Below are 15,501 nucleotides of genomic sequence, written 5' to 3'. Positions count from 1 at the left end.
CCTCAGAGCCAGGCGTAGCCGTAATGCTCGCCCGGCTCGCCGATGCCGATATAGTCGAAGCTCTCGGCCACGGCATGACCCGCGTCCGGCCCCATCGACGGATCGGCGCGGAAATCGGCCGTCACCGTCCCGTATTCGTAGAACGCGCCGTAATGGCCCCCCCCGTAATCGACGCGGCCCGACTCGTAGTCGAAGCCCGTCACCTGGGCGAGCATCCCGCCGGGCCCGTTGAAGGACGCGCGCTGCACGAAGGCGCCGTGCTGGGCGTCCGACAGGCCCCCCGCGGAGAAGTCGTTGAGGAACCGGGAGTCGACATCCCGTTCCCCGCCCGGCCCGATCACGCCGACATCGAACCCGCCGGCCCACATCGGGTCGCGGTCATGCGCCGTGTTCCCGACGGTCTGAACCGCCAGCCAGCCCACCGTCTCGGGCGCGTGCCAGCCATCGGCGACCGCCATTTCCTCCTGCAAGGCGAAGCTGAACCCGTCCTCGCCGACGCCGCCCGTGACCGTCTGGGTGAAGGCCGGGCCGTTCACCGTCTGGGTGTTGGCCAGCACCCGGACCGAGGACGCCTCGTGGTGGTTGACGAAGCCGCCGCCCGAGAAGTCCACCCGGTCCCAGCCCGCCCCGACCGTGGGCCCGCCGCTGGTCGTCAGCCCCGCCTCGATCAGCATGTCGCCGAGCATCCAGCGCCCGGCCTCGACCGCCATCCAGGCCACCGTCTCGACCCCGTGCCACCCGTCGAGCGCGTCCGGCTCGCGCAGCGCCAGGTGGAAGCCGCCCGCCTCCACCGCGCTCGCCTGCGCCATCACCACGTCCGTGCCGTTGCGGCTGTTGACCATGGCGAAGACCACCGGGGTGTCGAAGGAAGAGGAGAAGGTGATCTCCATCCCGTTCGAGTCGACCGAGACGATCCCCGTCTCGATCACCCGCGGCTGCTCCACCGTCAGCGCCCCGGTCCCGTCGAGGGCCATCCAGTCGATGGTCTCGGGCAGGTGCGCGGTCTCGGCGTCCCGCGTCTGGTCCTCGAGCATCGCGAACGCGGCGCCGGTCGCGGAGACCGAGGCGGTCCGCGCCGTCACCGGGTCATGGCCGTAATTCGAGGAGATCTGCGCCAGCGCCCCCGGGTCGTCGAAGGCCGCGCCGAATTCGACCGAGAGCGTGCCGTCGGCGGCGGTGTCGGCGGAGCCGCTGCGCCAGGCGATGTCGCCCAGCGTGCCGCCCCCGGTCCCGCCCGACAGGATGAAATACGAGATCTCGGCCCGTCCGTTCCCGTCCCAGAGCTGCGCCTCCGGCCCCGCGGCGCCGATCCACATCCGCTCCGGGCCCACGTCCTGGAAGCGCACCGGGTGGTAGCCGCGGTCGAAGAGCGGATCGTGGGCGTAGCTGGTGACCTCTCCGACCTGGCCGAAGATCAGCGGCGCCTCGCCCATCGGCAGGGTGAATTGCCTGTGCACCACCGTCTCGCCGCCGACGCCCCAGGTGGTGTCCCGGTCGACCGTCATCTGCGTGCCGTCATCGAGCGCGTGGAACCCCTGCTTGAGGATCAGCACCGTCACCTCCTCGGCCGCGCCATGGGGCGCGCCGTCGGCGGTCTCGAGCCGGACGTCCACGTAGCTCGCGTCGAGATTCACGTCGACCCGGGTGGCGGCGGCCCCCGCCGCGGTCATGCCGGGCGCGAGCGCGAAGACATGCCAGTCATGGCCGGAATCGGGAAGCGAGAGGCGGACGGCGCCCTCGCCGAGGGTCACGCGATGAACGGCCCCGAGCGTCGCGGTGCGGGTGGCAGACATGGAGATCCCCCAGAGATCATATTGTAAAAATCCAACAATCGGCCGCCACGCAAAATGCCCCAAGCGCGAGTCGCCGCCGATTACTTGAAGTAAAACGCACAATTCAGGGAAAAATCTACCGAAACCCGGCGCCCCGCCCTGCCGCCGGCAGGCCCGGAAAGGTCGGAAAATGGGTTGCCAAGTCAAACGATCCCGGGTTTCCCTGCGCGCGACCGCCCGCGCCGCTCCGGCGGGCCCCCGATCAGGAGACAAGAGCCATGAGAACCCGCGCCGCCGTGGCCGTCGAGGCCGGAAAACCCCTCGAAATCATGGACGTGAACCTCGAAGGCCCGAAGGCCGGCGAGGTGCTGGTGGAGATCAAGGCCACCGGCCTGTGCCACACCGACGACTTCACCCTCTCGGGCGCCGACCCCGAGGGCCTGTTCCCCGCGATCCTCGGCCATGAAGGCGCGGGCGTGGTGCTCGAAGTAGGCGAGGGCGTCACCTCGCTGCAGCCCGGCGACCACGTGATCCCGCTCTACACCCCCGAGTGCCGCGAGTGCGAGTACTGCCTTTCGGGCAAGACCAACCTGTGCCAGAAGATCCGCGTGACCCAGGGTCAGGGCCTGATGCCCGACGGCACCACCCGGTTCTCGATGCTCGATGGCACCCCGATCCTGCACTACATGGGCTGCTCGACCTTCGCCAACCACACGGTGCTGCCCGAGATCGCGCTGGCCAAGATCCGCAAGGACGCGCCCTTCGACAAGGTCTGCTACATCGGCTGCGGCGTGACCACCGGCATCGGCGCGGTGATCAACACCGCCAAGGCCGAGATCGGCTGCCGCGGCGTGGTGTTCGGCCTCGGGGGCATCGGCCTGAACGTCATCCAGGGCCTGCGCATGGCCGGGGCCGACCAGATCGTCGGCGTCGACCTGAACCCGGCCAAGGCCGAGATGGCGACCCGCTTCGGCATGACCGATTTCGTCAACCCGACGGATGTCGAGGGCAGCCTGGTGCAGCACCTCGTGGACCTGACCGGCGGCGGCGCGGATTACTCCTTCGACGCGACCGGCAACACCAAGGTGATGCGCGACGCGCTGGAATGCGCCCACAAGGGCTGGGGCAAGTCGATCATCATCGGCGTCGCCGCGGCGGGGGCCGAGATCTCCACCCGTCCGTTCCAGCTGGTCACCGGCCGCACCTGGATGGGCACCGCCTTCGGCGGCGCGCGCGGGCGCACCGACGTGCCGAAGATCGTGGACTGGTACATGGACGGGAAGATCGAGATCGACCCGATGATCACCCACACCATGCCGCTCGACGACATCAACAAGGGCTTCGAGCTGATGCATTCGGGCGAATCGATCCGCTCGGTGGTCGTTTACTGAGCCTTCGGGCCGACGGCCCGGGCGCATCCCTCGGGATGGCAAGCGGCGGGCGCGGAGACTTCTCCGCGCCCGCCGTTTCTTTTTACGCCGGGACGTCGCCCGTCTTGACATGGATCAACGCAGCCGCCGCCCCCCGCCGGTACGCAGGACCGCAAAGCAGACTGCCAGAACCATGTTAGGGGGAACGTCATCATGCAGCTGACCGTCCGGTCGAACCACGCCATGCGGCTGATGATGTACTGCGCCCTCAATGACGGCCGCCTCGCCCCGGTCTCGGAAATCGCGCGGGCCTGCAACATGTCCGAGGCGCATCTCGCCAAGATCGCCAACCGCCTCGCCTCCCACGGCTTCGTCGAAACGGTGCGCGGGCGCGGGGGCGGCGTGCGCCTGGCCGCGGACCCCGAGACGCTCTCGGTCGGCGCCGTGGTGCGCACCACCGAGATGGGCGCCTGCCTGATCGAGTGCCTGGATGTCGAGAACAACACCTGCCCGCTGATCGACGCCTGCAAGTTCCGCGGCGTCGTGGGACGGGCGCTGGAGGCGTTCCTGAAGGTGCTCGACGACTGCACCCTGGCCGAGTTGATCGCCGAGGGGGACGACCTGAAGGCGCTGATGGGCATCGACTGCTCCGGCCCGCGCCTCAGCCGCGCGCCGAGCCTGAGCGCCTGAAGGCTACCCCCCTAGAACGCCCCGTCGTAATCCGCCGCCTCGATCCGGGCGGCGAGGAGCGTGAACCCGTCGCGGTCCAGCGCCGCGCGGGCCTCCGCCTCCAGCGCCGCTTCGTCGTCGATCCATGCGCCATGCCCGCCGAAGGCGCGGGCGAGGGCGGGGTAATCCGTCTCTCCCATCCGCACGCCCTCGCGCGGCAGGCCCATCGCGGCCTGCTTCTTCTCGATCAACGCCAGCGAGGCGTCGGCGAGGACCAGCACCAGCGCCGGGCGCCCGAGATCGCGCAGCGTGGCGAGCTCCCCCGCCGTCATCTCGAGCCCCCCGTCGCCGATCACCGCGCAGACCGGCGTGTCGGGCGCCGCGGCGGCGTATCCGGCGGCGAGGCCCAGCGCGCAGCCCATGGTGCAGAAACCCGAGGATTGCAGGAGGCGGCGCGGCGCCGGGGCCTCCCACATCTGGGACAGCAGGATGCGGTGGGCGCCGCTGTCCGCCGTCACCACCGCCGCGGGCGGCAGGGCGCGGCGCAGGGCGCGGAAGGCGGCGTGGGGGCCCCATGAGGCGGGGCCTTCGAACCGGGCCTTGAGCGCGGCGCGCAGCTGCGCCGGGGCCTCGCCCCACTCGGTCCGCGGCGCGGCGCCGTCGAACAGCGCCCGCAGCCCGGCCCCCACGTCGCCGACAAAGGCCATCGAGGCGGAATGCATCCCGTGGGCGGGCGGAATATGCGCGACCTCGATCGCCGCCCCGGGCGCCCAGGGCGCGCGCCAGCCGGGGCGCATCTCCACCGGGTCATAGCCCGCCAGCAGCACCAGGTCGGCTTCGGCCAGGAAGGGCATGACCAGTTCGTCCGAGGCGGGGGACAGCCCGTGCCCGCCCAGCGCCAGCGGGTCGCTTTCGGGCAGGATCCCCTTGGCCTTGTAGGTGGTCAGAAGCGGGATCGCCCGGGCGCGGCAGAGGCGGGCGATCTCCGCCTCGGCGCCGTGGTGCAGCGCGCCGACACCGGCGAGCATCACCGGGCGGCGAGCGGCGCGGATGCGGGCGCGGGCGGCCTCCAGCATCTCGCCCGGCGCGGGGGCGGCGGGGGCGGCGGCGGGCGTCAGCAGGGCCGGGGCCTCCGGCTCCTCCGCCCCCGCGAGCGTCACGGGCAGGTCGAGATGCACCGGCCCCGGCGGGTCCTGCAGCGCCAGGCGCACGGCGCGATCCACCTGCACCTGCACCGCGCCGGGCTCGAGCCGCACCGACGCCTTGGTCACCGCGGCGAGGGCGCCTGCCTGGTCCACCACCTGGTGGGTGTAACGCTGCGCCTCCGCGCCATCCACGCGGCCCGAGAGGATCAGCAGCGGGACCTGGTCCTGCAGCGCATTGGCGGCCGCGTTGACGGCGTTCAGCACCCCCGGCCCGATCGTCGCCAGCAGCACCCCGGGGGCGCCCGTCGCGTGGTGCGCCCCCTCGGCCATGAAGGCGCCCGAGTTCTCATGGCGGCAGAGGGTGAAGGCCAGCCCCGCGCGGGTCAGCGCGTCCAGCAGCGTCAGCACCTCGCCCCCCGGCATGCCGAAGACGTGGCGCGCACCCGCGGCGTGCAGGCGGCGGGCGATCAGGTCGGCGGCGGTGGGCATGGCGGCGCTCCGTCAGGCGAAAACTGGGTCCAAGCTGGGGCCGGGCGCGCGCAATGGCCAATGAAAGCCGCGTGAGGGGCCCCGGCGCCGCCCGCCGCCCCCCGCCCCCGGCGCCCGCGCCGCGCGCAGCCCTCCGCCCCGGCGCAACCGGGAGGCGGCCGCGGGCGCGCGCCCGGGCGCATCGGCGGCGCGCCGGGGCGCATATCCGTTTGCCGACGCGCGGTTTCGCGCTTCATTGTTCGGTATCGATCACCGCCGCCCGAGGACATCCCATGCAGCGCAGCGCCCACCTGAACCGCGAAGAGCGCGAGCAGCTCAAGCAATTCTCCGCCGTCCCGATCAACGTGATCTTCGAGGCCATCCGCCAGGAAGGCGCGCACGAGCTGTCGCGGTCCTTCCGCGCGCTGTGGTGGTCGGGGGTCGCGGCGGGGCTGGCGATCAGCGTCTCGGTGCTGGCCAAGGGGGCGCTGGCCGCCCATCTGCCCCATGCCGACTGGGCGCCGCTGGTGACCAACATGGGCTACACGATCGGCTTCCTGATCGTGATCCTCGGGCGGATGCAGCTGTTCACCGAGAACACCATCACCCCGATCCTGCAGCTGTTCCTCGACCCGCGGCGGCGCAACCTGTCCAAGATCCTGCGGCTCTGGTCCATCGTGTTCCTCGCCAACCTCGTGGGCTGCGGGGTCGCGGCCTGGGTGATGGTCAAGGGCGGCGCGATCCCGCCGGTGACGCTGGACGGGGTGCTCTACATCTCGCGCCACTATGCCGAGGCGAGCGCCTGGCAGCACTTCACCCACGGCATTCCGGCGGGCTTCCTGATCGCGGCGCTTGTGTGGATGCTGCCGGGGCTGAGCGGGTCGGGCGAGGTGGTGATGATCGTGATCATCACCTGGCTGATCGGCGCCGCGGGCCTCAGCCACGTGGTCGCCGGGTCGACCGAGCTGTTCGCGCTGGTGCTGAACGGCGAGATGGGGCTTGTCCCGGCGCTGACCGAGGGCGTGGCCCCGGCCTTCGCGGGCAACGTGCTGGGCGGCACGGGGATCTTCGCCGCGCTCCTCTACGCGCAAACCCGTGAAGAGATCTGACGCGCGAGTAGATCTGACGCGGGCGCGCCCCGGGGACCGGGGCGCGCCTGGCCTCAGCCCTTCTTCGCGGCGAGTTCCGCGAGGATTTCCTCGGTATGCTCGCCGCACATCGGGGGGTGGCGGCGATAGGTCACCGGGGTCTTCGAGAAGTTGATCGGGTTGCCGATCAGGTCCACCCCGCCCGAGGCCGCCGCCGGGTGCGGCACCGTCACCCGCATCCCGCGGGCCTTCACCTGCTCGGAATTGAACACCTCGCCCACGTCCTGGATCGGGCCGACGGGCACCTTGCGGGCCTCCATCTCGGCGCGCAGCGCCTCCTTGTCCCATTTCGCCGTCAGCGCCTCGAGCGCGGGGTTCAGCGTGTCGCGGTTGGCGAGGCGGGCGGGGTTGGTCTCGTAGCGCTCATCCATCGCAAGGTCCGGCGCGCCCAGCAGGTCGCAGAACCGCTGGAACTGCGCGTCATTGCCCACCGCGACGATCACGTGGCCGTCGGTGCAGGGGAACACGCCGTAGGGCACGATGTTCGGATGCCCGTTGCCGCGCCGCTGCGGCACCTGGCCCGAGAGCATGTAGTTCACGCCCTCGTTGATCATCCAGGCGATCTGGCTGTCCACCAGGGACAGGTCGATATGCTGCCCCTCGCCCGTCTTCTGGCGGTGATTGAGGGCCGAGAGCACGGCGACGGTGGCGTACATCCCGCACATCACGTCGGCGATCCCGACGCCCACCTTCATCGGCGGCCCGTCGATGTCGCCGGTCAGCGACATCACCCCGCCGAAGCCCTGGGCCATCAGGTCATAGCCCGGCTTGTCCTTGTTCGGCCCCGTCTGCCCGTAGCCCGAGATCGAGCAGTAGACGATGTTGGGGTTCACCTTGGCGATGTCGTCATAGCCCAGCCCGCGGCGGGCCATGTCGCCGGTCTTGAAGTTCTGGATGAAGACGTCGGCGTCCTTCGCCAGCTCCAGCGCCAGGTCGCGGCCTTCATCGGTGGTGATGTCGATGGCGATGGACCGCTTGTTGCGGTTGGCGGCCAGGTAATAGGCGCTCTCCTTCGTCGGCCCCTCGGGGGAGACCACGAAGGGCGGGCCCCAGGCGCGGGTGTCGTCCCCGAGGCCCGGGCGCTCCACCTTCACCACGTCGGCGCCCATGTCGCCAAGAAGCTGCGTGCAGGTGGGCCCGGCCAGGATGCGGGAGAAATCGAGCACGCGCAGCCCGGCGAGCGGGCCGGCCGGGGCGGCGGGGGCGGCGGCGGAGGCGTCTTCGGTCAAGCTGGGGCTCCCTGTCAGCGGAATGGCGGTTCGCGCGGCAGCATACCGGGCGGCGCGGCGGAAGGAAGGGGCTGCGCAGGGGGGCGCGCGCGCGCCCGTCATCAGGCGCCGCCTTGGTGGGCGCCGCCGGCGCAGGGCGCCCAACCCCGCGGCGCCGCGACGCGATGCGCCTTCCCGGCGCCCTGTTCGGCGCGGTATCCGTTGAATGGCCCGCGCCTTGCAGTGCACCATCCGCACAGGCCCGCAGCCAGGGAGAGACGATTGAACGGCACGCTCAAGATCGTGGTGGTCGAAAAGGACCCCGACCGCGCCCGCATGATCGTGGACGGGCTGGTCGAGGCCGGCGATTACGAGGTGCTGGTGATCGGCGACGATTCCGGCCTGTCGCGCCGCCTGCAGCGCGAGGACCCGGACCTGGTGCTGATCGACCTCGAGGCGCCGAGCCGCGACATCCTCGAGGAACTCGCCCTCGCCTCGGGCCCCATGGAGCGGCCGGTGGCGATGTTCGTCGACCGCACGGACGAGGGCGCGGCGGCGGCGGCGATCGAGGCGGGCGTCTCGGCCTATGTCGTCGACGGGCTGCGGCAGGAGCGGATCAAGCCCGTGCTCGACGCCGCCATCGCCCGGTTCCACATGGTCAGCCGGATGCGCGCCGAGCTCGCCGCCACCAAGGCCGCGCTGGCCGAGCGCAAGGTGATCGACCGCGCCAAGGGCCTCTTGATGAAGGCCAAGGGCCTGTCGGAGGAAGAGGCCTATGCGCGGCTGCGCAAGACGGCGATGGACCAGGGCCGCAAGGTGGTCGAGGTCGCCGACTCCCTGGTCACCGCGGCGGAGCTTCTGAAATGACCGTCTCGCTCGATATCGGCTTCCTGCCGCTGTGCGACTGCGCCCCGCTGGTGGTCGCCCATGAACTCGGCTTCGCCGCCTCCGAGGGGCTGGAGCTGCGCCTGCGCCGCGAACGCTCCTGGTCGGCGCTGCGCGACAAGCTCGCGCTCAACCGGCTCGACGCCGCGCACATGCTCGCGCCGGTGCCGGTGGCGATGTCCATGGGCCTCGGCGGGCTGCCGCTGAAGATCGACGCGCTGATGGTGATGTCGGTCAATGGCGACGTGATCGGCGTGTCGCAGCCGGTGGCCGAGCGGATGCGGGCGGCGGGGCCGATGCCCGGCTTCCTCGACGCCGCGGGGATGGGCCGGCGGCTGATCGACTGCGCCGGGGACCGGCCGCTGCGGGTCGCCGCGCCCTTCCCGTTCTCGATGCACGCGGAGCTGCTCTATTACTGGCTCGACGCGCTCGGCCTCTCGGCCCCCGCGTCGCTGACCGTGCGCACCGTGCCGCCCTCGATGATGCCCGAGGCGCTGGCGAACGGCGAGGTGGACGTGTTCTGCGTGGGCGAGCCCTGGGGGACCGAGGCGGTGGAGGCGGGCGCGGCCGAGCTGATCCTGCCCGGCGCCGCGATCTGGCGCTTCGCCCCGGAAAAGGTCCTCGCCGCCCGGCATGACTGGACCGAGGAGAACCCCGAGAAGACCGCCGCCCTGATGCGCGCCGTCTGGCGCGCCTGCCGCTGGCTGGCGGATCCCGAGGCGCAGGGCACGGCGGCCGAGATCCTGTCGCGCGGCCCCTACATGGACCTGCCCGCGGACCGGATCGAGCGGGCGCTGGCCGGGCGGCTGCCGTCCTCGCGCGCCGGGGACGAACAGCACGTGCCCGATTTCGTGCTGTTCCATCGCGGCGCGGCGAATTTCCCCTGGCGGTCCCAGGCGCTGTGGATCGCACGGCGGATCGCGGCGCGCACCGGGCTCGACGTCGAACAGGCCGAGGCGGCGGCGCGGGCCTGTTTCCGCGCCGACCTCTACCGCGCGAATCTCGCGCCCCTCGGGGCCCCGATGCCCGCGGCGTCGGAGAAGGTGGAGGGCGCGCTGAGCGTGCCGACCGAGGTCGCGGCCACGGTGGGCGAGATGCTGATCGGGCCGGATTGCTTCTTTGATGGGCGCGTCTTCGACCCGAAAGCGGCCTGACGCGGCGTTTTTCGCCCAAAAATGCGGCACCGCATGTTTTCCGCCCGGAAAACCGACTTTTGCGCTTGCGAAAAGATGCGGAATCAAGTCATCTTAGGTTCCAGAGAGGGGGCGACGATGTCCCCGCTCTGAGAGATCACCGTCACAGGTTTCTCGGGCAAGGCCGCTCGAACACACGCTGCGCGATGTCGCGCTTCGTCTGTTCGTCGGCCTTTTTTTCGTTTCATCCGCCTGCCGCCGTCTTCCCTGTCCGGCGGCGAGGCTTCGTGTACGCCGCCTGGCGCCTGCGTATCGGCGCCGCCCTTTTTCTTCTGCGCGGGCCACGGCCTGTCGCGCCCCCGGCGGAGCGTTCCGCCGCTCACCCCTGACCCTGGCCGCCCCCTGCCGCAACCCGGGCGCGCCGCACCCCAGGAGAGACGCATGAAAACCCTGTTCGGCGCCATGGCCGCCTCGATCCTCGCCCTGTCGGCCGCCAACGCCCAGGAAATGATCTTCCCCGAGAAGGACGAGCTGAAGTTCGGCTTCATCAAGCTCACCGACATGGCGCCGCTCGCGATCGCCTATGAGAAGGGGTATTTCGAGAACGAGGGCCTGTTCGTCACCCTCGAGGCGCAGGCCAACTGGAAGGTGCTGCTCGACCGCGTGATCGACGGCCAGCTCGACGGCGCCCACATGCTCGCCGGCCAGCCGCTGGCCGCCACCATCGGATTCGGCACCGAGGCGCATATCGTCACCCCCTTCTCGATGGATCTGAACGGCAACGGCATCACCGTGTCGAACGAGATCTGGGCCGAGATGAAGAAGCACATCCCGCATGACGCCGACGGCAAGCCGATCCACCCGATCAGCGCCGCGGCCCTCAAGCCGGTGGTCGAGAAGTACAAGGCCGAGGGCAAGCCCTTCAACATGGGCATGGTCTTCCCCGTCTCGACCCATAACTACGAGCTGCGCTACTGGCTCGCCGCCGGGGGCCTGAAGCCGGGCTTCTACTCCCCCGACAACGTCTCGGGCCAGATCGGCGCCGACGTGCTGCTGTCGGTGACCCCGCCGCCGCAGATGCCCGCCACCATGGAAGCCGGCACCATCTACGGCTACTGCGTGGGCGAGCCGTGGAACCAGCAGGCGGTGTTCAAGGGCATCGGCGTGCCGGTGATCACCGATTACGAGATCTGGAAGGACAACCCCGAGAAGGTGTTCGGCCTGACCAAGGAGTTCACGGACGAGAACCCCAACACCACCCTGCTGCTGACCAAGGCGCTGATCCGCGCCGCCAAGTGGCTGGATGAAAACGACAACGCCAACCGCCCCGAGGCCGTGGAGATCCTGTCGCGTCCCGAATATGTCGGCGCCGATTACGAGGTGATCGCCGCCTCGATGACCGGCACCTTCGAGTACGAGAAGGGCGACAAGCGCGCCGTTCCCGACTTCAACGTGTTCTACCGCTACAACGCGACCTACCCGTTCTACTCGGACGCCGTCTGGTACCTGACCCAGATGCGCCGCTGGGGCCAGATCGCCGAGGCCAAGCCGGACAGCTGGTATGACGAGGTCGCCAAGTCCGTCTACCGCCCGGACATCTACCTGAAAGCCGCGAAGATCCTGGTCGAAGAAGGCCATATCGACGCCGCCGACGTGCCTTGGGACTCCGACGGCTACAAGGCCCCGCAGAGCCAGTTCCTCGACGGCGTCACCTATGACGGCAAGGCGCCCAACGCCTATCTCGAGAAGCTCACCATCGGCCTGAAGGGCGAGCAGAAAGTCGTCGGCAACGGCGTCGAGGGCTGAAGCCCCCCGGCCGGGGCGCCCCCACGGCCCCGGCCCCGCCCCCTTCGCCTTCCCGCGGCGAAGGGGGCCCCTTTTCAAGACGATCCGCGCCCTTCCGACCGCTCCCGGCGCCCCCCCGCGCCGCGGCGGCCCGCCCGATCCCGGAGACACCTGTCATGACCGCCATTCCCGACGCCCCCGGCGCCGCCTCGGCCGCCGCCGAGAAAGAGGCCCGCAAGGCCCGCATCTTCACCCGGATCAACAAGGCCGGGACCTGGTTCAACGTGCTCGGCCTCGCCTGGATCACCCCGATGCTGCGCATGGCGGCCGGTGATGACGTGAAGACCAACGCGCGAGAGCTGTGGCGCCTGATGGGCGTGCCGCTCCTGGCGATCCTCGGGTTCCTGTTCGTCTGGGCGCAGCTGGCGCCGACGGTGCAGACCTCGCTCGGCGCCATTCCCGGCCCGGCGCAGGTCTGGGAGCAGGTCGAGGTGCTGCACGAGGATTACGAGCGCGAGAAGGCCAAGGAGGCCGCGTTCTACGAGCGCCAGGACGCGCGCAACGAGAAGCTGATCGCCGCCGGCCATGCCGACCGGGTGAAGGAGCGCGACTATACCGGCGCGCCGACCTACTACGCGCAGATCTGGACCTCGATCCAGACCGTGTTCTTCGGCTTCCTGATCGCCACCGCCGTGGCCGTGCCGATCGGCATCATGGCGGGCCTGTCGCCGATGGCGAACGCGGGCATCAACCCGCTGGTGCAGATCTTCAAGCCGGTCTCGCCGCTCGCCTGGCTGCCCATCGTCACCATGATCGTCTCGGCCGTCTACACGACGAACGAGGGGATGTTCTCCAAGTCCTTCCTGATCTCGGCCATCACCGTCACGCTCTGCTCGCTCTGGCCGACGCTGATCAACACCGCCCTCGGCGTCGCCTCCATCGACAAGGACCTGGTGTCCGTGTCGAAGGTGCTGAAAATGAACACCTACACCAAGATCACCAAGCTGGTGCTGCCCTCGGCGCTGCCGCTGATCTTCACCGGGCTGCGGCTGAGCCTCGGCGTGGGCTGGATGGTGCTGATCGCGGCCGAGATGCTCGCCCAAAACCCCGGCCTCGGCAAGTTCGTGTGGGACGAGTTCCAGAACGGCTCCTCCAACTCGCTCGCCAAGATCATGGTCGCGGTGTTCACCATCGGCATCATCGGCTTCCTGCTCGACCGCCTGATGTTCGCGCTGCAGTCGCTCTTCACCTTCTCGTCGAACCGCTGAGCGAGGGGGCCGACATGACCGACGCGATCATCGAATTCAAGAACGTCTCGATGGGCTATGGCGAGGGAACCCGCCGCCACGAGGTCCTCAAGAACATCGACCTTCAGCTTCGGAGCGGCGAATTCCTGGTGGTGCTGGGCTTCTCCGGCACCGGCAAGACCACGCTGATCAACCTGATGGCGGGCCTCGAGAAGCCGTCGAAGGGCGAGGTGCTGTTCCGCGGCAAGCCGATCGAGGGGCCGGGCCCCGAGCGCGGCGTGATCTTCCAGAACTACTCGCTGATGCCGTGGCTGACCGTCCAGGGCAACGTGATGCTGGCGCTGGACTCGGTGTTCCCGAAGATGCCGAAGGCCGAGAAGGCCGAGAAATGCGCCCATTACATCAAGATGGTGGGCCTGTCGCACGCCACGCTGCGCCGCCCGGCCGAGCTTTCGGGCGGGATGCGCCAGCGGGTGAACGTGGCCCGCGCCCTGGCGATGAACCCCGAGGTGCTGCTGCTGGACGAGCCGCTCTCGGCCCTCGACGCGCTGACCCGCGCCAATCTCGGCGACGAGATCGAGGCGATCTGGGAAGGCGACAAGAAGACCTGCATCCTGATCACCAACGACGTGGATGAAGCGATCCTTCTGGGCGACCGCATCCTGTGCCTGAACCCCGACGGCTCCCTGGGCGAGATGTTCGACAACACGCTCTCCCGCCCGCGGGACCGCGCGGCGATGAACCACGACGAGGCGTTCAAGACCCTGCGCGCCGCGGTCACCAATTACCTGATGGATGTCGGCGTCGCCGCCAGGGCCGAGGGCACGCGCAGCCTGCCCAACGTCACGCCGCTCCACGCCCTGCCCCAGGCCTATGCCAAGGCGGCGGCCTCGGACGCGGGCATCCTGAACAACGACGACCGCTACCTGCAGTACTCGCAGCTCCACAAGATCTACCCGACGCCCAAGGGCCCGCTGACCGTGGTCGAGGATTTCAACCTCACCATGAAGAAGGGGGAGTTCATCTCGCTGATCGGCCATTCGGGCTGCGGCAAGTCCACGGTGCTGACCATGACCGCGGGCCTGAACGAGATCTCGAAGGGCGGCATCATCCTCGACGGCAAGCATGTCGAGGGCGCCGACCCCGAGCGCGCGGTGGTGTTCCAGTCCCCGTCGCTGTTCCCCTGGCTGACGGCCAAGGAGAACGTGTCGGTCGGCGTCGACCGCGTGTACCCCAAGGCCTCCCAGGCCGAGCGGCAGGACGTGGTGGAATATTACCTCGAGCGCGTCGGCCTCGGGGACGCGATGGACAAGTCGGCCGCAGAGATGTCGAACGGCATGAAGCAGCGCGTCGGCATCGCCCGCGCCTTCGCCCTGTCCCCGAAGCTGCTGCTGCTGGACGAGCCCTTCGGGATGCTCGACAGCCTGACGCGCTGGGAGCTGCAGGAAGTGCTGATGGAGGTGTGGTCGCGCACCAAGGTCACCGCCGTCTGCGTCACGCACGATGTCGACGAGGCGATCCTGCTCGCCGACCGCGTGGTGATGATGACCAACGGCCCCCAGGCCACCATCGGCAAGATCATGGACGTGAAGCTGCCGCGCCCGCGCACCCGCAAGGCGCTGCTGGAGCATCCCGATTACTACGCCTACCGCGAAGAGCTGCTGACCTTCCTGGAAGAGTACGAGCACGGCGCCCACAAGAAGGAGGCCGCGTGATGGACGACGCGAACGCCCCCGCGGACGCCGCGGCGCTGCGCTTCATCGAGGCGGTCGAAGTCTGGATCCCCTCCCCGGACGGCGACAAGCTTATACTGGCCAGCGCCGATTACGGGCGGTTGACCGCGTTCGGCGACGCCAGCCGCAACGTGTCCTTCGCCAGGGGCGAGGGCCTTCCGGGCCGCGCCTGGGCCGAGGCCCGGCCGGTGCTGATCAACCCGCTCGCCGGGTCCGGCTTCGTGCGGATCGAGGCGGCGGCCGAGGCGGGGCTGACCTGCGCCCTCGCCGTCCCCTTCTTCGCCGGGCAGGCGCTGAAGGGCGTCGCGGTGCTGCTGTGCGCCGAGGACGAGGCGCGCTCGGGCGCCGTGGAGATCTGGGCCGAGGACAAGGCCGCGCCGGGGGTCCTGGCGCTCTCGGACGGCTATTACGGCGCCGCGAAGGCGTTCGAGGCGGTGTCCCGCGCCGCCCGCTTCGCCCGCGGCAAGGGCCTGCCGGGCGGCGCCTGGGCGGCGCAGGCGGCGATGCTGCTGCGCGACCTCGGCGGATCGTTCCGCTTCGTGCGGGCCGAGGCGGCGGGCGAGGCGGGGCTGACCACCGGCCTCGGCATCCCGCTGGAGCTACCGGGCGGCGAAACGCTGGCCCTCGCGCTTCTGTCCGCGAAATCCGCCCCCATCGCGGGCCGGTTCGAGATCTGGGACGCCGCCGGCGGCTCGGGCAAGGACGGGCGCGACATGATCCTGGTGGACGGGGTCTGCGACCGGCGCGGCCCGCTCTGGGGCCAGCCGCGGCGCGCGGCGCCCTGGCAGGGGCCCATCGGCCGCGTGGCCGCCACCGGCGCCCCCGTCGCGGTCGGCGGGCCCGAGGCGGCGGGGCTTCCCGCGGGCTGGGCCTCCTGCGTCGCGCTTCCCATTCACCGCAAGGGCCGGCTGGCGCAAGTCGCCGCCTGGTATTTCTGA

The 15,501-nt window shown here is 70.3% G+C and carries 12 protein-coding genes; 9 read left to right on the top strand and 3 right to left on the bottom strand.

The features are described 5' to 3' along the window. Positions 1 to 2: 2 nt before the first annotated feature. A complete protein-coding gene (locus ACQ5SO_RS04580; RefSeq protein WP_430940403.1) occupies positions 3 to 1,793 on the bottom strand; it encodes a hypothetical protein in 1,791 nt (596 codons plus the stop codon). A gap of 257 nt (positions 1,794 to 2,050) precedes the next feature. On the opposite strand from ACQ5SO_RS04580, the gene ACQ5SO_RS04575 reads away from it, so the two are divergent. After that, a complete protein-coding gene (locus tag ACQ5SO_RS04575; RefSeq protein ID WP_430940402.1) occupies positions 2,051 to 3,163 on the top strand; it encodes an S-(hydroxymethyl)glutathione dehydrogenase/class III alcohol dehydrogenase in 1,113 nt (370 codons plus the stop codon). A gap of 192 nt (positions 3,164 to 3,355) precedes the next feature. Continuing rightward, positions 3,356 to 3,832 (top strand): Rrf2 family transcriptional regulator, encoded by a 477-nt coding sequence (locus ACQ5SO_RS04570; RefSeq protein WP_430940401.1) that lies wholly within the window; start codon positions 3,356 to 3,358, stop codon positions 3,830 to 3,832. Between the two features lie 11 nt (positions 3,833 to 3,843). Here the strand turns inward: ACQ5SO_RS04570 and ACQ5SO_RS04565 are convergent, their stop codons facing one another. Then, on the bottom strand, positions 3,844 to 5,445 hold the full coding sequence (locus ACQ5SO_RS04565) for a thiamine pyrophosphate-binding protein (protein WP_430940400.1): 1,602 nt from the start codon (positions 5,443 to 5,445) through the stop codon (positions 3,844 to 3,846). A 272-nt stretch (positions 5,446 to 5,717) separates the two neighbouring features. Here ACQ5SO_RS04565 and ACQ5SO_RS04560 point away from each other — a divergent pair, with 272 nt between their 5' ends. Further along, entirely contained in the window at positions 5,718 to 6,533 is an 816-nt protein-coding gene (locus tag ACQ5SO_RS04560; protein ID WP_430940399.1) for a formate/nitrite transporter family protein, read from the top strand. A gap of 53 nt (positions 6,534 to 6,586) precedes the next feature. On the opposite strand, the gene ACQ5SO_RS04555 is transcribed toward ACQ5SO_RS04560, so the two are convergent. Further along, on the bottom strand, positions 6,587 to 7,801 hold the full coding sequence (locus ACQ5SO_RS04555; RefSeq protein ID WP_430940398.1) for a CaiB/BaiF CoA transferase family protein: 1,215 nt from the start codon (positions 7,799 to 7,801) through the stop codon (positions 6,587 to 6,589). A gap of 261 nt (positions 7,802 to 8,062) precedes the next feature. Here ACQ5SO_RS04555 and ACQ5SO_RS04550 point away from each other — a divergent pair, with 261 nt between their 5' ends. The 6 genes from ACQ5SO_RS04550 (at position 8,063) to ACQ5SO_RS04525 (ending at position 15,501) form a co-directional block, all read left to right on the top strand. Next, positions 8,063 to 8,647, top strand: a complete 585-nt coding sequence (locus tag ACQ5SO_RS04550) for an ANTAR domain-containing response regulator (RefSeq protein WP_430940397.1) — start codon at positions 8,063 to 8,065, stop codon at positions 8,645 to 8,647. Beyond that, on the top strand, positions 8,644 to 9,819 hold the full coding sequence (locus tag ACQ5SO_RS04545) for an ABC transporter substrate-binding protein (protein ID WP_430940396.1): 1,176 nt from the start codon (positions 8,644 to 8,646) through the stop codon (positions 9,817 to 9,819). Before ACQ5SO_RS04550 ends, ACQ5SO_RS04545 begins: the two co-directional genes overlap by 4 nt. A 420-nt stretch (positions 9,820 to 10,239) precedes the next feature. Next, a complete protein-coding gene (locus tag ACQ5SO_RS04540) occupies positions 10,240 to 11,604 on the top strand; it encodes a CmpA/NrtA family ABC transporter substrate-binding protein (RefSeq protein WP_430940395.1) in 1,365 nt (454 codons plus the stop codon). 155 nt (positions 11,605 to 11,759) lie between these two features. Continuing rightward, positions 11,760 to 12,851 (top strand): ABC transporter permease, encoded by a 1,092-nt coding sequence (locus tag ACQ5SO_RS04535; protein ID WP_430940394.1) that lies wholly within the window; start codon positions 11,760 to 11,762, stop codon positions 12,849 to 12,851. 14 nt (positions 12,852 to 12,865) lie between these two features. Beyond that, the gene (locus ACQ5SO_RS04530; RefSeq protein WP_430940393.1) at positions 12,866 to 14,545 is read left to right on the top strand and encodes an ABC transporter ATP-binding protein; all 1,680 of its coding nucleotides are present in this window, start codon (positions 12,866 to 12,868) and stop codon (positions 14,543 to 14,545) included. Beyond that, a complete protein-coding gene (locus ACQ5SO_RS04525) occupies positions 14,545 to 15,501 on the top strand; it encodes a GAF domain-containing protein (protein ID WP_430940392.1) in 957 nt (318 codons plus the stop codon). Before ACQ5SO_RS04530 ends, ACQ5SO_RS04525 begins: the two co-directional genes overlap by 1 nt.

This window comes from Rhodovulum sp. DZ06 (assembly GCF_050586345.1).
Taxonomy (GTDB): Bacteria; Pseudomonadota; Alphaproteobacteria; order Rhodobacterales; family Rhodobacteraceae; genus JBOCEF01.
The sequence above is the reverse complement of the archived record's forward strand: the minus strand, read 5'-3'. Positions and strand labels throughout refer to the sequence as shown.